This window comes from Maribacter confluentis, assembly GCF_030505015.1.
Taxonomy (GTDB): domain Bacteria; phylum Bacteroidota; class Bacteroidia; order Flavobacteriales; family Flavobacteriaceae; genus Maribacter; species Maribacter sedimenticola.
Genome location: NZ_JAUKUC010000001.1, coordinates 796,197 through 814,044, shown reverse-complemented (window position 1 = coordinate 814,044; position 17,848 = coordinate 796,197). Strand labels below are relative to the sequence as shown.

12 protein-coding genes are annotated in these 17,848 nt (G+C 38.4%); 5 read left to right on the top strand and 7 right to left on the bottom strand.

Features of this window, described 5'->3' with window-relative positions; all coding sequences use genetic code 11:
• Positions 1–7: 7 nt before the first annotated feature.
• From lpdA to Q2T41_RS03585, 3 genes are all read right to left on the bottom strand, one after another.
• Positions 8–1,399, bottom strand: a complete 1,392-nt coding sequence (gene lpdA / locus Q2T41_RS03595; protein WP_304434981.1) for a dihydrolipoyl dehydrogenase — start codon at positions 1,397–1,399, stop codon at positions 8–10.
• A 190-nt stretch (positions 1,400–1,589) separates the two neighbouring features.
• Positions 1,590–2,087, bottom strand: coding sequence for a peptide-methionine (R)-S-oxide reductase MsrB (gene msrB, locus Q2T41_RS03590; protein WP_304434980.1), 498 nt, complete (start codon positions 2,085–2,087; stop codon positions 1,590–1,592).
• A 162-nt stretch (positions 2,088–2,249) separates the two neighbouring features.
• Complete coding sequence (locus Q2T41_RS03585; RefSeq protein WP_304434979.1) at positions 2,250–2,804, bottom strand: collagen-like protein; 555 nt, start codon at positions 2,802–2,804, stop codon at positions 2,250–2,252.
• Positions 2,805–2,980: 176 nt separating this feature from the next.
• Here Q2T41_RS03585 and glgB point away from each other — a divergent pair, with 176 nt between their 5' ends.
• From glgB to Q2T41_RS03565, 4 genes are all read left to right on the top strand, one after another.
• Positions 2,981–4,876 (top strand): 1,4-alpha-glucan branching protein GlgB, encoded by a 1,896-nt coding sequence (gene glgB / locus Q2T41_RS03580; RefSeq protein WP_304434978.1) that lies wholly within the window; start codon positions 2,981–2,983, stop codon positions 4,874–4,876.
• Between the two features lie 69 nt (positions 4,877–4,945).
• Positions 4,946–7,348, top strand: coding sequence for a glycoside hydrolase family 31 protein (locus Q2T41_RS03575; RefSeq protein WP_304434977.1), 2,403 nt, complete (start codon positions 4,946–4,948; stop codon positions 7,346–7,348).
• Positions 7,349–7,385: 37 nt separating this feature from the next.
• Positions 7,386–8,195: a M48 family metallopeptidase gene (locus Q2T41_RS03570; protein ID WP_089262924.1), complete on the top strand. Its 810-nt coding sequence runs from the start codon at positions 7,386–7,388 to the stop codon at positions 8,193–8,195.
• A gap of 63 nt (positions 8,196–8,258) precedes the next feature.
• Positions 8,259–9,590, top strand: coding sequence for an MFS transporter (locus tag Q2T41_RS03565; RefSeq protein WP_304434976.1), 1,332 nt, complete (start codon positions 8,259–8,261; stop codon positions 9,588–9,590).
• Positions 9,591–9,633: 43 nt separating this feature from the next.
• On the opposite strand, the gene Q2T41_RS03560 is transcribed toward Q2T41_RS03565, so the two are convergent.
• The 4 genes from Q2T41_RS03560 to Q2T41_RS03545 are packed head-to-tail and all read right to left on the bottom strand — an operon-like array spanning position 9,634 to position 12,572.
• Complete coding sequence (locus tag Q2T41_RS03560) at positions 9,634–10,359, bottom strand: head GIN domain-containing protein (protein ID WP_304434975.1); 726 nt, start codon at positions 10,357–10,359, stop codon at positions 9,634–9,636.
• Between the two features lie 23 nt (positions 10,360–10,382).
• On the bottom strand, positions 10,383–11,474 hold the full coding sequence (locus Q2T41_RS03555) for a hypothetical protein (protein ID WP_304437397.1): 1,092 nt from the start codon (positions 11,472–11,474) through the stop codon (positions 10,383–10,385).
• Complete coding sequence (locus Q2T41_RS03550) at positions 11,455–12,018, bottom strand: hypothetical protein (RefSeq protein ID WP_304434974.1); 564 nt, start codon at positions 12,016–12,018, stop codon at positions 11,455–11,457. The genes Q2T41_RS03555 and Q2T41_RS03550 overlap by 20 nt, the downstream gene beginning before the upstream one ends.
• Entirely contained in the window at positions 12,015–12,572 is a 558-nt protein-coding gene (locus Q2T41_RS03545; protein ID WP_089262930.1) for an RNA polymerase sigma factor, read from the bottom strand. Before Q2T41_RS03545 ends, Q2T41_RS03550 begins: the two co-directional genes overlap by 4 nt.
• Positions 12,573–12,870: 298 nt before the next feature.
• Here Q2T41_RS03545 and Q2T41_RS03540 point away from each other — a divergent pair, with 298 nt between their 5' ends.
• The gene (locus Q2T41_RS03540; RefSeq protein WP_304434973.1) at positions 12,871–17,670 is read left to right on the top strand and encodes a PQQ-dependent sugar dehydrogenase; all 4,800 of its coding nucleotides are present in this window, start codon (positions 12,871–12,873) and stop codon (positions 17,668–17,670) included.
• Positions 17,671–17,848: the final 178 nt, after the last annotated feature.

Below are 17,848 nucleotides of genomic sequence, written 5' to 3'. Positions count from 1 at the left end.
TTTTGGGTTATAGATGTATTACTTCATCGTAAGCTGCAGCTACCGCTTCCATTACCGCCTCACTCATTGTTGGGTGTGGGTGTACCGCCTTAAGGACCTCATGGCCCGTAGTTTCTAGTTTACGTCCCAATACAGCTTCAGCTATCATATCGGTAACACCGGCGCCGATCATATGGCATCCTAACCATTCGCCGTATTTAGCATCGAAAATTACTTTTACGAAACCATCTGAAGCACCGGAAGCTTTTGCCTTACCACTTGCAGAAAAAGGAAATTTACCAACTTTGATATCCAGACCTTTTTCCTTGGCCTGTTTTTCCGTTAGTCCAACCGAAGCAATTTCAGGAGAGCAATACGTACAACCAGGTATGTTGCCATAATCCAATGGTTCTACATGCATATCCGCTAATTTCTCTACACAGATAATACCTTCGGCAGAGGCTACGTGTGCCAACGCCTGACCAGGGGTAACATCACCAATGGCATAATAACCTGGGATATTGGTCTGGTAAAAATCGTTCACTAAAATCTTATCACGGTCTGTGGCAATACCCACATCTTCCAAACCAATGTTCTCAATATTCGTTTTGATGCCCACTGCGGAAAGTACAATGTCAGCCTCTAGAATTTGCTCTCCCTTGGCCGTTTTTACGGTGGCTTTTACACCTTCACCAGAGGTATCAACAGAAGTAACTTCTGCAGAGGTCATAATCTTTACACCGGCTTTTTTAAAGCTTCGTTCCAATTGTTTGGAAACATCCTCATCCTCAACAGGGACTATGTTCGGTAAATATTCTACAACGGTAACCTCTGTACCCATGGAGTTATAGAAATAAGCAAATTCTATTCCTATAGCGCCACTTCCTACAACGATCATTTTCTTAGGCTGCTTATCCAAGGTCATGGCTTCCCTGTAACCAATAATTTTCTTGCCGTCCTGTGGTAGACTGGGAAGTTCTCGGCTACGAGCCCCGGTAGCAATAATAATATTGTTGGCACTGTATTCGGTCACAGAACCATCTTCCGCTTTTACGGAGATTTTTTTGCCCGGTTTAAGGGTTCCATAGCCTTTTATGACCTCAATTTTATTCTTTTTCATCAAAAACTGAACACCCTTGCTCATGCCATCTGCAACGCCACGGCTTCTTTTTACCACGGCATCAAAATCCTTATCCACATTATCTACCTTTATTCCATAATCATCTGCATGCTTTAAGTACTCAAATACCTGTGCAGACTTCAGTAGTGCTTTAGTAGGAATACAGCCCCAATTTAAGCAAACACCGCCTAGACTTTCTTTTTCAATAATGGCGGTCTTAAATCCTAATTGTGAAGCTCTAATTGCAGTAACATATCCTCCTGGACCACTACCTAAAACAATAATGTCGAAAGTGCTCATATTTTGATTTTTTTGATGTTTGAAATTGAAGGGCAAAAGTACAAAACCAAAACGGGATTTTGTAAAACGTTTTAAAAATATGACTTTAATACCCCAATTGTTGTAGGTATGTAACTGTGGGTTAATATTTTAAATAAATATTAGCTATATTTAAAAGTTGTCTAATGGTAGGGGGGTCCCGCGCGAAGTCTTATTTTTCGGGAACAAATTTTAATGCCACTCCGTTTATACAGTGCCTTAATCCCGTAGGTGCAGGACCATCCTCAAAAACATGACCCAAGTGTCCGCCACACGTGGCACAATGTTCTTCCGTTCTTTTGTAACCAATTTTGTAATCCACATCATAGCCAACGTTACCTTCTATTTCTTGATAAAAACTTGGCCATCCTGTACCTGACTTAAACTTGGTTTCACTTTTGAACAAGGGGGTAGAGCATGCCGCACATACATATGTTCCTTTTTCTTTATTGTCCAATAATTCGCTGGTAAATGGGTTTTCGGTTGCAGCTTCACGAAGCACGTAATATTGAGCATCGGTCAATTCTTTTTTCCATTCCGCTTTTGTTTTTTGAATTTTAAACTCTTTTTCCTGTCCGTTTTCCTTGGAGGTAGCTTGTTTTTTGACTTGTGAATTGCCGTTACAGCTGGTAAGTAGAACGGTTAATGCCAATATAAAATGTAATTTCATGCTGCAGTCTTTTTTGTTTTAGTCGTTAAAATTCATACACCTTTCAGTATAACATAACTACGGGTTTTTTATGCAAAGGTTTTAAAAAAATATTGAAGTAAAAATAATGCCCCTGAATTATTTCCAGAGGCATTTATGTGATTATTATGAAGGTTGTTATAATTAGTCTATTTGTATTTTTTGTACATCATCTTCATTAACCCCTAAATGTGCCATTACGGAAGCAATGTTAGAGGTATCTAATTTACCTGTTGTCGATTCTGCAGGTAATATGGCAATTCTAAATACTTGATTGTCCGTATCACCAGATTGCAAAGTACCTAGGTCAAAGTCTGATTCTAGGAATATACTGACATCAAAAAAAGTATAATCATAGTTATATTGCAGTAAGCCTTGGTCCAAAATTCTAGTTTGTGGTAATAATCTCCAAATATCTACAGGGTCACCATTGTTATCCTCTGTTTGATCCCACAGAATATAGACAAGAACGACATCGGTTTCAAAGACCTCTACATTATTTGGAAATTCATAAAATATGGAATAATCGTTTTCAAGGGTAAATGATCCTTCTATATCCACTACTTTTCCTAGAATGTTAATTCCGTCCTCACCGTTCGCTCCATCAAACCCATCTAAACCAGGAGGACCCTGCGGACCTTCACATGATATAAAAAATAGGGTAACTAGAGCTCCTAAAAATAAATTCAGTTTTTTCATAATTATCTGTGTTAATATGTTAAAGTAATTATTTTGATGTTCTGTTTCAAAAAGCGTTCCAATTTTGGTAATGTAATATATAAATCGGATATTAACATTTATAATTTTAACAATTATCAAAGCTTGTCGGCAATCTTTATAAGTTGATTAGCTTTACAAAAAAATAAAGCGATAATATGGCTCACGTGTTAGTTCACTCATTATTTACCGATTTTGATATCAATCTATTTAAAAGCGGTAAACACTATCGGCTATATGAAAAATTGGGATCACATCTTTTAACGCTAGATGGGATAGAGGGTACATATTTTGCGGTTTGGGCCCCCAGTGCAAAATCTGTTTCTGTCATAGGGAATTTTAATGGCTGGAATGCAGATGAACACCGCTTAAACGTAAGGTGGGATGCCAGTGGTATTTGGGAAGGATTTATCCCGAATATAGGCAAGGGAGAAATCTATAAATATAAGATTCAATCAACCATTAACGATGTCTGGACAGAGAAGGCGGACCCGTTTGCAAGATATAGTGAGCATCCGCCAAAAACGGCATCGATCATTTGGACATCCGATCATCAATGGAAAGATAAGGAATGGATGGGTTATAGGAAGGATAAAAACGGTCTTGATCGCCCATATTCCGTGTATGAAGTACATTTAGGTTCGTGGAAAAAAAATAAGGAACATAAATTTCTATCCTACATAGAATTGGCCCAGGATTTGGTATCGTATGTAAAGGAAATGGGGTACACCCATGTTGAGTTCATGCCGGTCATGGAATATCCTTATGACCCGTCTTGGGGATATCAGCTAACCGGTTATTTTGCTCCTACCTCCAGATTTGGTACGCCAGAGGAGTTCAAATTGCTGGTAGATACCTTTCATCAAAATGATATTGGCGTAATATTGGATTGGGTGCCTTCACATTTTCCTGAGGACGCCCATGGCCTTGGTTATTTTGATGGGTCTCATTTATATGAACATCCGGACAGAAGAAAAGGGTACCATAATGATTGGAAAAGTTTGATCTTTAATTATGGTAGAAATGAGGTTCGTGCCTTTTTGATCAGTAACGCACTTTTCTGGTTGGACCAGTTTCATGTAGATGGCTTACGGGTAGATGCGGTGGCATCTATGTTATATTTGGATTATTCTAGGGAAGATGGGGAGTGGGAACCGAATATCTACGGTGGCAACGAAAACTTGGAAGCCATTTCCTTCATAAAGGAACTGAACGAGGCAGTTTATAGTAACTATGAGGGCGTGCAGACCATTGCGGAAGAATCTACGGCATTTTCAGGAGTATCCAGACCTGTAGAACATGGTGGTTTAGGATTTGGCATGAAATGGATGATGGGATGGATGCACGATACGCTACAATTTTTTAAGAAAGAACCCATATACAGAAGGCATCACCAAAATGATATTACCTTTAGTATGACCTATGCGTTCACTGAAAATTTTATGTTACCATTTTCACATGATGAAGTCGTCTATGGTAAACAATCACTTGTATATAGAATGCCGGGAGATGAATGGCAAAGATTTGCCAATCTCAGGTTGCTCTTTGGTTATATGTTTACCCACCCGGGCACCAAGTTAACGTTTATGGGCGGAGAATTTGGGCAGACCGCAGAATGGAATTTTGAACAAAGCCTAGATTGGCACTTATTACAGTATGATGGACATTTGGGCATACAGCGTTTTGTAAAGGAATTAAACCATTTTTACAAAAATTCACCGGCACTGTACGAAAAACAATTTAGTCCAGAGGGTTTTCAATGGATAGATTATAGTGACCATGAAAACTCCATTTTAACTTATGTACGTAAAGGACATGATCAAGAAAATGATTTGATCATAGCCTGTAATTTTACTCCTATTCCACGTGAAAAATATAGGATTGGTATACCAAAAAAAGGAAAATTGAAGGAAGTTTTAAATAGCGATGCAGTACAATACGGTGGTGGTGGTAACGTTAATAAAGTCATTAAAACCGTTAATAAATCCGCACATGGCCATAGCAAATCCATTGAAATCACTATACCGCCATTGGGCATAGTGATTATAAAATAATATAGGAGCTAAATAGTTTGTCATAAGTAATATATGATTACTGTTTTTGATATTTTTTAATACCATTTCATGATAACAAATACCGAGCTTGAATATAAAGGCAACCTTTATCCCAATCATATAGTCGAGTTTACCCAGGACACTGATAAACTATATTTTACTACGGCTAACGGTGTAGTGCTACAAATTACCATTCTTAGAGGTAGTGTATTTAGGTTTAGATATGCGGTAAACCATATTTTTGAACCTGATTTTTCCTATGCCATAGACCCAGAGGGTACTATGGGTTACAGTAAGTTAGAGGTGGTAGAGAACAATACGGAATATATCATCACCACCGCTAGGCTGAGCGTGTTGGTCGATAAGATGACCCTTAGGGTACAGATATCTGACCTAAACGGCACCATTATTAATGAAGATGAATTAGGTTTTCATTGGGAGGAAAACTATGAATACGGGGGCAATACCGTAAAAATGAGCAAGATTACCCAAACTGGAGAAAGCTTTTATGGAATGGGAGATAAGGCCATGCATAGCAACCTAAAGGGTAAAAAAGTAGAAAATTGGGTTACGGATCAGTTTGCCTATGCAAAGGAGCAAGATCCGCTTTATAAGGCCATACCCTTTTTTATTGGTCTTACAAAAGGTAACGCATACGGAATATTTTTTGACAACAGTTTTAAAACAAGTTTTGATTTTTCTCACGAGCGCAGAAACGTAACAAGTTTTTGGGCAGATGGTGGCGAAATGAATTACTACTTTATTTTTGGTCCTGAAATGTCCAAAGTGGTCAGTTCATACTCTAGTCTTACCGGTACGCCAGAGCTACCGCCCTTGTGGGCCCTTGGGTTCCACCAATCTAAATGGAGCTATTATCCGGAAAGCAATGTAAAGGAAATAGCGGAACAGTTCAGGCAACTGCGAATACCATGTGACGCCATTTACCTGGATATTGATTATATGGAAGGGTTCAAATGTTTTACCTGGGATAAAAATCATTTTCCGGACCCAAAACGAATGATTGCAGAGCTAGAGGAAGATGGATTTAAGACGGTGGTCATGATCGATCCCGGTATAAAGGTAGATCGTGATTATTGGGTTTATAATGAAGCCTTGGAAAATGATTATTTCTGCAAACGTGGAGATGGACCGTTAATGCACGGTAAGGTGTGGCCGGGAGAATGTAATTTTCCTGATTTCACCAATCCTGAAGTAAGGGAGTGGTGGGCAGAACTGTACAAAGAATTCATGACGGAGCTAGGGGTACATGCCGTTTGGAACGATATGAACGAACCCGCCGTTATGGAAGTACCGTCCAAAACGGCCCCTTTGGATACCAGACACAATTATGATGGCTATCCATGTACCCATAGAAAGGCCCACAACGTATATGGAATGCAAATGGTAAGGGCCACATATGAAGGGGTCAAAAAATATGTGTATCCTTTACGGCCGTTTGTGATAACCAGGGCTGCATTTGCCGGTACACAGCGCTATTCATCTACTTGGACCGGTGATAATGTGGCCACTTGGGAGCATTTATGGATAGCCAATGTGCAAATACAACGCATGTGTTTAAGTGGTTATTCCTTTGTTGGTTCGGATATTGGTGGTTTTGCTGAACAGCCAGATGGTGAACTTTTTGCTAGATGGATACAATTGGGAATTTTTCATCCATTTTGCAGGGTACATTCCAGCGGAGATCACGGCGATCAGGAACCATGGTCCTTTGGGACTGAGATCACGGATGTGGTAAGGAAATTTATTGAAATACGGTACCAGCTTTTACCTTATTTGTATACCATGTTCTATAAATATTCAAAGGAAAATTTACCAATGATACAATCTTTGGTGTTCTTTGATCAAGAGGATAGTCAGACCCATTTTAGAACGGATGAATTTATATTTGGCGAAAAAATATTGGTCTGTCCAATCCAAGAACCTAATGCACAGGGCCGAAGACTGTATGTGCCAAGAGGAATTTGGTATGATTTTTGGACCCAAGAACGTGTAGAGGGCGGTAAGGAAAAGTGGGTAATTGCAGAGTTGGATAAAATACCGGTTTTTGTAAAGGCAGGTGCCATAATACCAAAATATCCCATTCAACAATATGTAGGGGAAAAGAAGATAGATGAGTTATTGTTGGATGTTTATTATAAAGAAGGAACGGAAACTTCAGAAGTTTATGAAGATGCCGCCAACGGATATGATTACAAAAAGGGTAGGTATGCCTTAAGCAATTTTAAGTTAACGGGAAAAGAAAATTCCGTAACGGTGCAACTCTTTAAAGACGGCGATTTTGAAACGGACTATCAGACCATTAGGCTAAATTTTTATGGTTTGCCTTTCAAAATAAAAACTGTAATGGTAGATAATGAGGAAATAGTCTTGGAAAATTTATTGTTGGAAAATGACCATGTTTTGCGAATAGACAAAAACTTTACCCTATTGCACATTACAGGAAATATATAACTTTGTATTTTGATAACATTAACCATAAATTTTGAAAATGAAAAAAATAGTATTAATACTTGCAGTATTTCTAGGGGTTTCGGCATGTAAGGTAAATCCGTTTACCGGTCAAAAGACATTAAATTTTTACCCCAATAGTCAGATTTTCCCATCTGCATTTGCGCAATATGATCAATTTCTTACAGAGAATAAAGTTGTAACAGGTACTACCGAGGCACAAATGATAACCAAGGTTGGACAAAGAATTTCCGCTGCTGCAGAGCGTTGGTTGACTGCAAATGGGTATCCTGGATATTTAAAGGATTATAAGTGGGAATATAATTTGGTAAACGACGAAACGGTAAATGCGTGGTGTATGCCTGGAGGTAAGATTGTGTTCTATACCGGTATTTTGCCAATAACCCAGACAGAGACGGGTGTTGCAGTGGTTATGGGCCATGAAGTAGCCCATGCCTTGGCAGACCACGGTGCACAACGCATGAGTGCGGGAACCTTGCAACAGGTAGGTGCCGTTGCCGGAAATATAGCCATACAGGATGAGCAAAAAAGAAATTTATTTAATCAGGCCTATGGTATTGGTTCTCAGGTAGGAGTAATGTTACCTTTTAGCAGAAGTCATGAAACAGAGGCCGATAGGATCGGCTTGCAGATTATGGCCATTGCAGGTTATGACCCTTATGAAGCTGCAGAACTTTGGAAGCGTATGAAGGCAAATAGCGGTGGTCAAGCTCCACCGGAATTTATGAGTACACACCCATCTAACGATACAAGGATTAATAACCTTACCGCTTGGGCACCATTGGCCAAGGAAGAAGCAGCAAAATTTGGAGTGACTACATTTAGGTAAAAAAAACTTAACTGATTATTGTATATTGAAGCCGTTCAGCAATGAACGGCTTTATTTTTATATATGACAAAGACGCTGGTTTTAAAGGGAAGTAAAAAATTGTTGAACGCATGGGCCTTTTATGACTGGGCAAATTCTGTATATAGTTTGGTGATATCCTCGGCGGTATTCCCCATATTTTACGGGGCGTTGTTTAGAGTTGCCGGTATTGAAAAAGTAACAGTATTTGGCGGAGAAATTGCCAGGGCGCCATTAATAAGTTATACAACCTCCTTGGCCTTTGTTTGTATTGCCATTATAACACCTTTGGTCTCCGGTATAGCGGATTATTTAGGAAATAAAAAGGTGTTCATGAAATTTTTCTGCTATTTGGGCGGCCTCTCTTGCGTTGGCCTTTATTGGTTTTCTTTGGAACATATTTATTTTGGCCTGTTGTGTTATTTTTTTGGTTTGGTGGGCTTTTGGGTAAGTTTTGCCATTAATAATTCTTACCTGCCCGATGTGGCTTTTCCAAAACAACAAGATGCCATAAGTGCTAAAGGGTTTACTTTAGGATATATTGGTAGTGTACTTTTGTTAATGTTCAATTTGGCCATGGTAATGCGCCCGGATTTGTTCGGTATTACAACAGATGAATCCGGAGCTGCGGAAATAAAGGCAATGAAATATTCCTTTGTTACCGTAGGTATTTGGTGGGTGTTGTTCGCTCAATATAGTTTTTATTTTCTGCCTCAAGGATATAAGAAGGAAGGTGAAAGAACCAATGTGGTGTTAAATGGTTTTAAGGAGCTAAAGCAGGTTTGGAAAGAACTTGGGGAGCAGGTTAGGTTAAAGAGATATCTGGGCGCATTTTTTGTCTATAGTATGGCGGTGCAGACCGTAATGCTCATAGCTACTTATTTTGGGGAAGAAGAAATTGCTTGGGGTACGGACACGGAACGAACCACCGGTTTGATCATTAGTATTTTGGTAATACAGCTAGTGGCCATAGTGGGGGCAACGCTTACGGCAAAAGCTTCGGAACAATATGGAAATATTAGGACCCTGATCGTAATAAATGCCCTCTGGGTCTGTATTTGTATCTATGCCTATTTTGTGATAACACCTACGGATTTTTATATAGCTGCCGGGTGTGTTGGCTTGGTCATGGGGGGTATACAGGCATTGTCTAGATCTACCTATTCCAAATTTTTACCTAGCACTACGGATACTACATCTTTCTTTAGTTTTTATGATGTGGCAGAAAAAATAGGAATTATAATAGGCACATTTATATATGGGGCAATCGCCCAAAGGACTGGCAGTATGAGAAGCTCTATTATATTTTTGGGCATCTTTTTCTTAGTGGGGATGTTTTTATTGGTAAGGGTTAAAGAAGTGAAAAGGCCTCATTAAGGAGGCCTCTTGATCGTGATTGTTCGCTATTTTGGTTATGCTGTTAACCTTTTGAGATATCCCCGGAACCCGAAGTTTTGGTATCTATTTTTTCCGGATTTCCTCTATAGGTTATATCCCCGGAACCGGAAACTCTAGCTTTAATGGATTTTTTTGCCGTGACCTGAATATCTGCCGATCCAGATACTGTTGCATTTACATGGTCCGCGTCTAGACTGTAGGCTTCAATATCTCCACTACCGGATATGGTGGCTTCAAAATCTGTTGTTTTGCCGCTTAAGGACATGTCGCCAGACCCGGACATGGTTGCCGTTAAGCTATTGGTGTCTAGGTCCAATGTTATATCTCCCGATCCGGACATTGCGGTACTGAAATTATCGGCGCTGAGGGTGGTTTTACCTACGATATCACCTGAGCCGGACATAGCTACGGAATTTATGGATTCCACAGGTACGGTAATATGAATACCAGATTTCCAATTACTTGTCTTAAGGTTGACTCCCTTTTCGGTCTTAATAACAAGCTTACCGTTCTTAACTTCGGTAATGATATATTCCAATAGGTTTTCTTCGCCTTTAAGGATAATTTTTCCTTCATTACCTGATACCAGCTCAACATCAAACCATCCGGAAACCGCCACACCATCATAATCACCTGTAGTTCTTTCAATGGTAACATTGTTCCCGTTACCCTTAATGGTTTTTCCCCACTGTCCAACACAGGATAAAGAAAGAAACCCCATAAAAATTAAAGTAAAAAATTTGTTCATAATGTTCATTTTTAATCGATTAGTTATTTTTTAATAAAGCTTATACCTCCGTAATCACTGTTAATTTTGACGGTGTTTCCACTGCCTCTGGAACCATAGAAACCTTCATAATGTTTATTGGAGGATTTTTCTGTACTTACATTGACTGTTAAATCATCTTTACCGCTTACACCGGCATAACTGGCAGTGATGTCAAAATCAAAGTGATATTGATTATTGTATCCTATTTTAATTCCTGTATAATCAGACTGTATTCTTACGTTTCCTGCATCCTTGGCTAGCTCATCTATTCTTACGCTGCCGTAATCCGAAACAATGGATACATTGCCATGCACTATTCCCAACTTAACGGTAATATAGTCGCCGTTGCCATCAATGGAATTGAGTTCTTCTACATCCATATTACCATAATCACTTACATATTCCAGGTTTTTCATAATACCGATGCTTGCGTTCGTATAATCTGCATTTACTTTTAGATCTCCTGCTTTATCAATGGTAAAACCGGAATAGTCTGCCCTTATTTCGCCACTATTTATATAACCTATGGTAGATTTAGAGGTGTAATCAAAATTCAAGTAATTATTTCGCCCCCTTAATTCCCCCAATTCCATACGCCCGTAATCACAGGATATTTTGGCATGGCCATCAATTCTGTCCAAGATAATATTACCGTAGTCGTTACTTAGATCTACATTGTTCTTAATGGGTACTTTAATGGTATAGTTGATCTGCATGTTGACATTATTGTTATTGCCCCAGCTCCATCCCCATCCGCTATTTTTCTTGTCGAAAATGGTTTTTGCGGACACCATTGATTTGCTTGCATCAAACTCAACGGAAATGTCATCAAGTTTTTTTTGAACCTTTTCCTCGTTATTGCCATTGGTCTTGATATGGACTTCAATAACAACACGGTTTTCGCTCCAGGAGGTTATGTTTAGATTACCATAAGAATTGCTGACTTTCAACAGTGCATCTGCATTTACGTTAAATTCTTTTTTTATGATCTTTTCCTTGGTATGCTTACCGTCAAAATCTGTATCGTGGGCAGATAATATGGTGGAGCATGCTAAAAAGAATATGCATGAATATTTAAATAGTATAGTTTGCATCATGTGTGTTTTTTATTGATTTAATATTTTCTATTTGGGACATTACTTCTTTTAACAGTTCAATTCTTGTTTGAAAATTGGTGATCATGGCACTTAAGATCAATTTGCTGTTACCACCATTAAGGAGGTCCTGTTCCATTTTGGTGTAATCTTGTTGTAATTTTTGCAATTGCAACATGGTATCGTTTATAATCTTTTCCGTTTCAGGAGATTTTTCTGAATTCAATTCTTTTACTTGCTCCTCTATAAGATTTGCAAAATAAAATTGCGTTTTGGAAACTTCTGGCGAAATCTGTGCAACTTTTTCCTCTTTGGTGTTGTAGTTTCCAACTTGGAATATTCCTACGGTTACTAAAAGGGCTATTGCCGCGGCCATGGAGGCCCAGCTCAACCAAGAACTATTCTTTTTGGTCGTTATTGTCTTTTTACCATTGACCGCATTCAATTTTTCCAAAAAGCGCAGCTGGTGCCCATCTTTAGGTTCTTCAGTATCAAAATTGCCTTGCAACTTCTTGAACAGATCGTCTATGTTATCATTTTTCATCGGCTTTCTACTATTAATTTTTTTCTTAAGCTATCTTTTGCTCTTGAGACCATGGTTCTGCAATTGGCATAACTTATATTCATGATCTCACTCATTTCTTCATAATCATACCCTTCAATTAAATGTAAGGTCAAAGACACTCTGTAATTTTCCTTTAAATCTTTCATGGTTTCCATCACTTTTTGAGCCTTTAGTTCAGTAAACACATGAGTGGGGTCAATTCCGTCATGATCTTCGACCTTGTACATTACTTCATCCAATGCAACTTCCTTGTTTTTTTGCTGCTTTCTATACTGATAGATGCTATTGTTGATCACAATACGTTTTAACCAAGATCCAAAAGTAACCTCCCCTTTAAAAGTATGCAGTTTAGTAAATGCGCTTAAAAACGATTCTTGCATAATATCCTCTGCTTGGGCAGTATCCTTAACAATTCTTAGTGCTGTGTTGTACATGGCCCTGTAATACTTGTTGTACACTTCTAGCTGTGCACTTTGTTTACCGGCCATGCATGACAGCAATAGCTCATCAATATGTTCTCTTTGTTGGCTCAAAAAGTGATTGGTTTATGTAATGATATATCAATTTAAGGTTTGTTACAGTTTAAGATAATTTTTTTATTAAATGGTGTAATGTTTTAGTATAAATAGAGTTTTATTTGGAGGTCTTTTGTAAGGTGGAAAAAAGGACTCATCAATTTTTTTAAAGAACGGGATTGTTAGTTGATGAATGTAGTTCATCGAAAATATTACCTGATTTATTAATATGGGCATCTAATATTGAGTTTTCAACGTAGATATCTTGAATTTGACCGAAATTTTTAAACATTCCATTATATCTAACCCCAAACCTATGAACAAACTATTACTTCATTTTTTATTTTTTCTATGTTTTGCTCTTAGTGGTTTTTCGCAAGAAAAAATCACATATGAAGATGCTTTTCCAAATTTAAATTTTCAATTTCCTGTTGAAATTCAGAATGCCAATGACGGCTCCAATAGGTTGTTCGTTGTGGAGCAACAAGGAGCTATTAAGGTTTTTGAAAATGTACCAGACACCAATAGAGCTATTCTTTTTTTAGATATTGAGGATATTGTCAGTTTTTCCTCAGGTCAGGAGATAGGTTTATTGGGACTTGCCTTTCATCCAAATTATAAGTCTAACGGATATTTTTTTGTATACCATACCCAACGGAGCAGTGTTTCCGGAGTAGGTGTTGAGGTGGTGTTGGCCAGATATCGTGTTGATCCCTTAAACCCAAATAGTGCGGATAAATTAAGTAGATTGGAAATTTTCAGTTTTGATAAAAATCAAAATAATTCTAACCATAATGGTGGTAAAATAGGATTTGGCCCAGATGGTTATCTATATATTTCCGTAGGTGACGGCGGCGGCGGCGGTGACCCTATGGGGAATGCCCAAAATCTAGAGAATATTTTTGGTAGTATTCTAAGAATAGATGTGGATCTGGATAATAGTAATCCTTTGGAAACCAACCCAGACCTGCCCAACGGGAATTATGAAATACCTACGGATAACCCTAGGGTGGGCAAAACAGGACTGGACGAACTATATTCATGGGGTATAAGGAATACATGGAAATTTTCTTTTGATGGAGATATGCTAATAGGTGCGGATGTAGGTCAGGATAATTATGAGGAAATAAATGTTATTGTTAACGGAGGAAATTATGGTTGGAGCAGGTTAGAAGGTGATGCCATTTATAAATCTTCTACTACGTTGGCAACCAAAGAAGATGTAAAGCCCATCTTTCAATATGATCATTCTTTTGGAGATCGTTCAATTACGGGAGGGTATGTATACAATGGAAAAAGTGAAAACACTTTGATAAAGGGCAAGTATATTTATGCGGATTATGTTACTGGAAGGGTTTGGGCCCTTAATATTGGCAAAGGTCTGGATAGTGTTGAAAATACCTTGCTTTTTAGAACCAACGGCCAATATGTTTCTAGTTTTGGATTGGATGAGGATGGAGAAATGTATTTTAGTAGTTATGGAAATGCCGCTAAAATATTCAAGATTTCAGGCGGAGACGAACCTGAGGATAATGGTCCATTGGATGTTAGTGGTATAGGATATTGGACAGGCATTACCGAAAGTACCAATGGAGTTATCAATTGTATTTTCGAAAATGGCGATGATATTTATGTAGGGGGCTCATTTACCAGTATTGGCGAAACAGTTGTCAATAATCTAGGGGTCTATAATAAGAAGACGGGTTGGAAAAATACGTTGGGCAATGTAAATGGAGAGGTTAAGACCATAACCATGAATGCTGATAACGAATTGCTTATTGGCGGTACCTTTAGTAACGTTAATGGAATTGCCGCAAATAATATTGCTTTATGGAACGGCAATACTTGGTCTGCCATGGGGTCTGGAACAAATGGTACCGTTGCAAAAATTGCGGTTGATTCACAATCCAAAATTTATGTAGGTGGGGCTTTTGTAAACGCCGGTGGAATTGAAGTAAACAATATAGCTATTTGGGAAAACGGATGGCAGGCCATAATGCCCAATGGTTCATTGATTTCTGGTCTTAACAACGAGGTTAGGGAAATTGTCATAGACGATAACGATGTTGTATATGTTGGTGGTAATTTTGATACCGCTGGCATTACAAATACACCTAGAATTGCAACTTGGAATGGTAGTGAATGGGGCACATTGGCCAATGGCACAAGTGGTTTCGTTGAGGCAATGGCTTTGGATGATTCCTTTGTATATGTTGGGGGTAATTTTAATATTGCCTCTGGTGAAACGGTAAATAGAATAGCTAGGTGGAATTTAGTGACTAAGGAATGGGAAACTTTAGGCAATGGGTTGAGCGGAAGTGTAAATTCTATTGTTGCGAATAATGATGAAGTTTTTGTAGCTGGAAATTTTGTTTTTGCAAGTAATGAAAAATCCGAAACTATTATTGTAAACAACATTGCAAAATGGTCAGAAATTGGTGGTTGGCAACCTCTTGGTGAAAATTTGCAAGTAGGTACGGATGGGGTTATTAATTCAATACTTTTTTCAGCGGAAGAAGAGCAATTGTATGTGACCGGTAATTTCTCGAAAGTAGGGGATATAACTTCCAACTTTTTTGCCACCTGGTCAATGGATTATCGCTGCCCGGCAAATAGTATTGTCCAAGAATATCAAGTAAACGGGGTATGGGAAAGCGGTAAGGATGTTTTGGAACTTGATGAGGGAGATAAGCTAGTTCTTAGCATTTTACCCAACACAGAGTTGTTTACCATTATTTTACCGGATGGCGAGGAAGTAAAAATGGACTATACCATTGATAGTGTTAATGTGGAAAATGAAGGATTGTATACGTTCAAGACCGATAAAGGTTGCGAGGCTACTTTGGAGCTTAAGATAATACCCAAACCAGTATGTGATCTTACTAGTATACAACCAGAATACCAAATTGGAGATGGCCCATGGGTTACTATCACTGAGGAAACCTTAACGATAGCGGAAGGATTATCTTTAGGGTTGAGACTTAAGGAAATTGATCAAGATTATTCCATAACCACCCCACAGGGAGAGCTTATAGAGAATGGTTTGAGTATTTCGGCTATATCAGTGGAAGATTTAGGTGAATATGTATTTGCAACAACGGAAGATTGCACCAAAACCTTGCTGGTTGATTATTGTGACAATGAGTCTATTGAGCCTGAATTTAAAATTGGTGAAGGGGCGTGGGTTAAAAATGAAGTAACTACCGTGGTAGATGAAGGTAGCGTTGTGTCAATTGGTCTGCCAGTTGTAGATGATGCCATGTATACAGTTACATCGCCAAGCGGATTGGTCACCAATGGGGTATTGGTTCTGGATAGCGTGTTTAAAGATGATGAAGGAGAGTATAGGATAACAATGGGTTCTGGTTGTTTTACAATATTTACCTTAAACGTCATTAGCTCTACGGTGGAGGTATGTATTGATGAATTGAGGAATGAAAACACAGAATTGCCTTTACCAAACGGTATTTATTATGAAGAATACCTTCAAGTAGAAAAAGAAGAGATAGACACCAATGGTTTTGACTGTTCATTAAGAATAGCTACGCTACAAGATGGGAGGTTGTGGGAACGGTATATAGTAACGATTGACTTGGAAACTTTGGGATTGGTAGCAGGGGATAACCTAAGGTTTAGTCTAGATGGTAAAAGTGATGGTGGCAATGCTAGAATTGAGGTCGCCCAGGATAATAAACCAAACAATTGGTTATTGGGTCATACTTTTGGCAATGAATGGGCTACATATACCAAAACTATTAAAGTCCCCAATGATATTTCTACACTGAATATATGGTTATATTCCAATTATGCCACCTTGGAAAAAGGTGCAGCTTTGTTTGACAATCTTGTGGTAGAAAAGATTTTGGATATTGAAGAGCCTGGGAATATATGCGAAAACCCCCTTGGTGATTTAAGGTCCTCTCTTATAATTGAAGAAGAAAAATTAACCGCAGGGCTGGATATTTCCCAAGGTGTTGAAATAGAGGAGGTAGGTGATTGTGTTTTGGAAGTTACCAATGAAGACGAAAATCAACCGTGGGCAAGATATACCATGTCCATTAATCTTGAGGATAATGGTTTACAACCGGGAGATGTTTTGGAGGTAACGGTAGATGGGGTAAGTCTGGACGGTAATGCTAGAATTGAAATTGCACAGGATAATTTGCCTAATATATGGCTTTTGGGACATACGTTCTCAAATGAATGGACTACCTACGAGCAGGAAATTATTGTTCCGGAAAATATAACAACACTTGATATTTGGTTATTTTCCAATTATGCCAATATAGCCCCGGGAACCTCCATGTTCAATAATTTAACGATTCAGAAACAAGAAGAGGAAACAGTTCCACAGCCAGCATGTGGTGATACTTTAACGAACATATATGATGAAATTGAGTTGACGAATGGTCGTTTGGATGCTGGTTTGGATACAGCGGGAAATATTGCTGATTCCAATTTAGGTTTAGGGTGTATTTTTGAAATAGCCAATAGTGATCAAAATCAACCTTGGGCACGATATTCCATTACCATTGATCTTGAGGCAAATGGTATAGGCGTCGGCGATGTGTTGGAATTTAGTATTGATGGGAAAACGATAGAAGGAAATGCCCGTATAGAGGTAGCTCAAAACAATAGACCTAATGCATGGCAAATAGGGCATAATTTTACCACGGAGTGGAGTACATATTCTGGACGTATGACCATTTTACCTTTGGTACGAACACTTGATATTTGGTTATTTTCAAATTATGCACAAGGCAATGAAACCGGACTGGTACAGTTTACTAATTTATCGGTCCGCAAAGTGGAAGAGGACATAGTATTGCCTTTTAAATCAACTCTTGGTACTGATAACGATGCGGAAATGCCAATTACGGTGTACCCTAATCCTACGGCAAGTTGGGTTTCGGTAGATACATCTGTTTATGACGGTCAAGAATTGGCATTGAACCTGATCAGTCCCAATAATGTAATCCTGTACTCTAGATCATATGATAAGTATAGAAAAGGAACTATAGATGTAGATTTGTCACAATATCAACCAGGGGTCTATATTATATCACTAACAACAGGTAATGGCAATGTACATGTGGAAAAGGTGATAAAGAATTAAATAATAGAAAATAAATTGATTAACCGGTGCTATATTTTAGGATATGGCACCGGTTTCTTTTTTAATTGGCACAGGAATTGAAATAGTGTTGATGTAAAAAAAGCGTTAGGCACTGTAATTGCGCTCTTAGGGGCGTTAATATAGTTGTAATGTATAATTTCTTAAAATAAAATTCTGT

Coding starts and splice junctions, on each gene's coding strand:
- lpdA (WP_304434981.1), bottom strand. CDS start 1,399: ATGAGCACTTTCGACATTATTGTTTTAGGTAGTGGTCCAGGAGGATAT.
- msrB (WP_304434980.1), bottom strand. CDS start 2,087: ATGAAATTACATTTTATATTGGCATTAACCGTTCTACTTACCAGCTGT.
- Q2T41_RS03585 (WP_304434979.1), bottom strand. CDS start 2,804: ATGAAAAAACTGAATTTATTTTTAGGAGCTCTAGTTACCCTATTTTTT.
- glgB (WP_304434978.1), top strand. CDS start 2,981: ATGGCTCACGTGTTAGTTCACTCATTATTTACCGATTTTGATATCAAT.
- Q2T41_RS03575 (WP_304434977.1), top strand. CDS start 4,946: ATGATAACAAATACCGAGCTTGAATATAAAGGCAACCTTTATCCCAAT.
- Q2T41_RS03570 (WP_089262924.1), top strand. CDS start 7,386: ATGAAAAAAATAGTATTAATACTTGCAGTATTTCTAGGGGTTTCGGCA.
- Q2T41_RS03565 (WP_304434976.1), top strand. CDS start 8,259: ATGACAAAGACGCTGGTTTTAAAGGGAAGTAAAAAATTGTTGAACGCA.
- Q2T41_RS03560 (WP_304434975.1), bottom strand. CDS start 10,359: ATGAACAAATTTTTTACTTTAATTTTTATGGGGTTTCTTTCTTTATCC.
- Q2T41_RS03555 (WP_304437397.1), bottom strand. CDS start 11,474: ATGCAAACTATACTATTTAAATATTCATGCATATTCTTTTTAGCATGC.
- Q2T41_RS03550 (WP_304434974.1), bottom strand. CDS start 12,018: ATGAAAAATGATAACATAGACGATCTGTTCAAGAAGTTGCAAGGCAAT.
- Q2T41_RS03540 (WP_304434973.1), top strand. CDS start 12,871: ATGAACAAACTATTACTTCATTTTTTATTTTTTCTATGTTTTGCTCTT.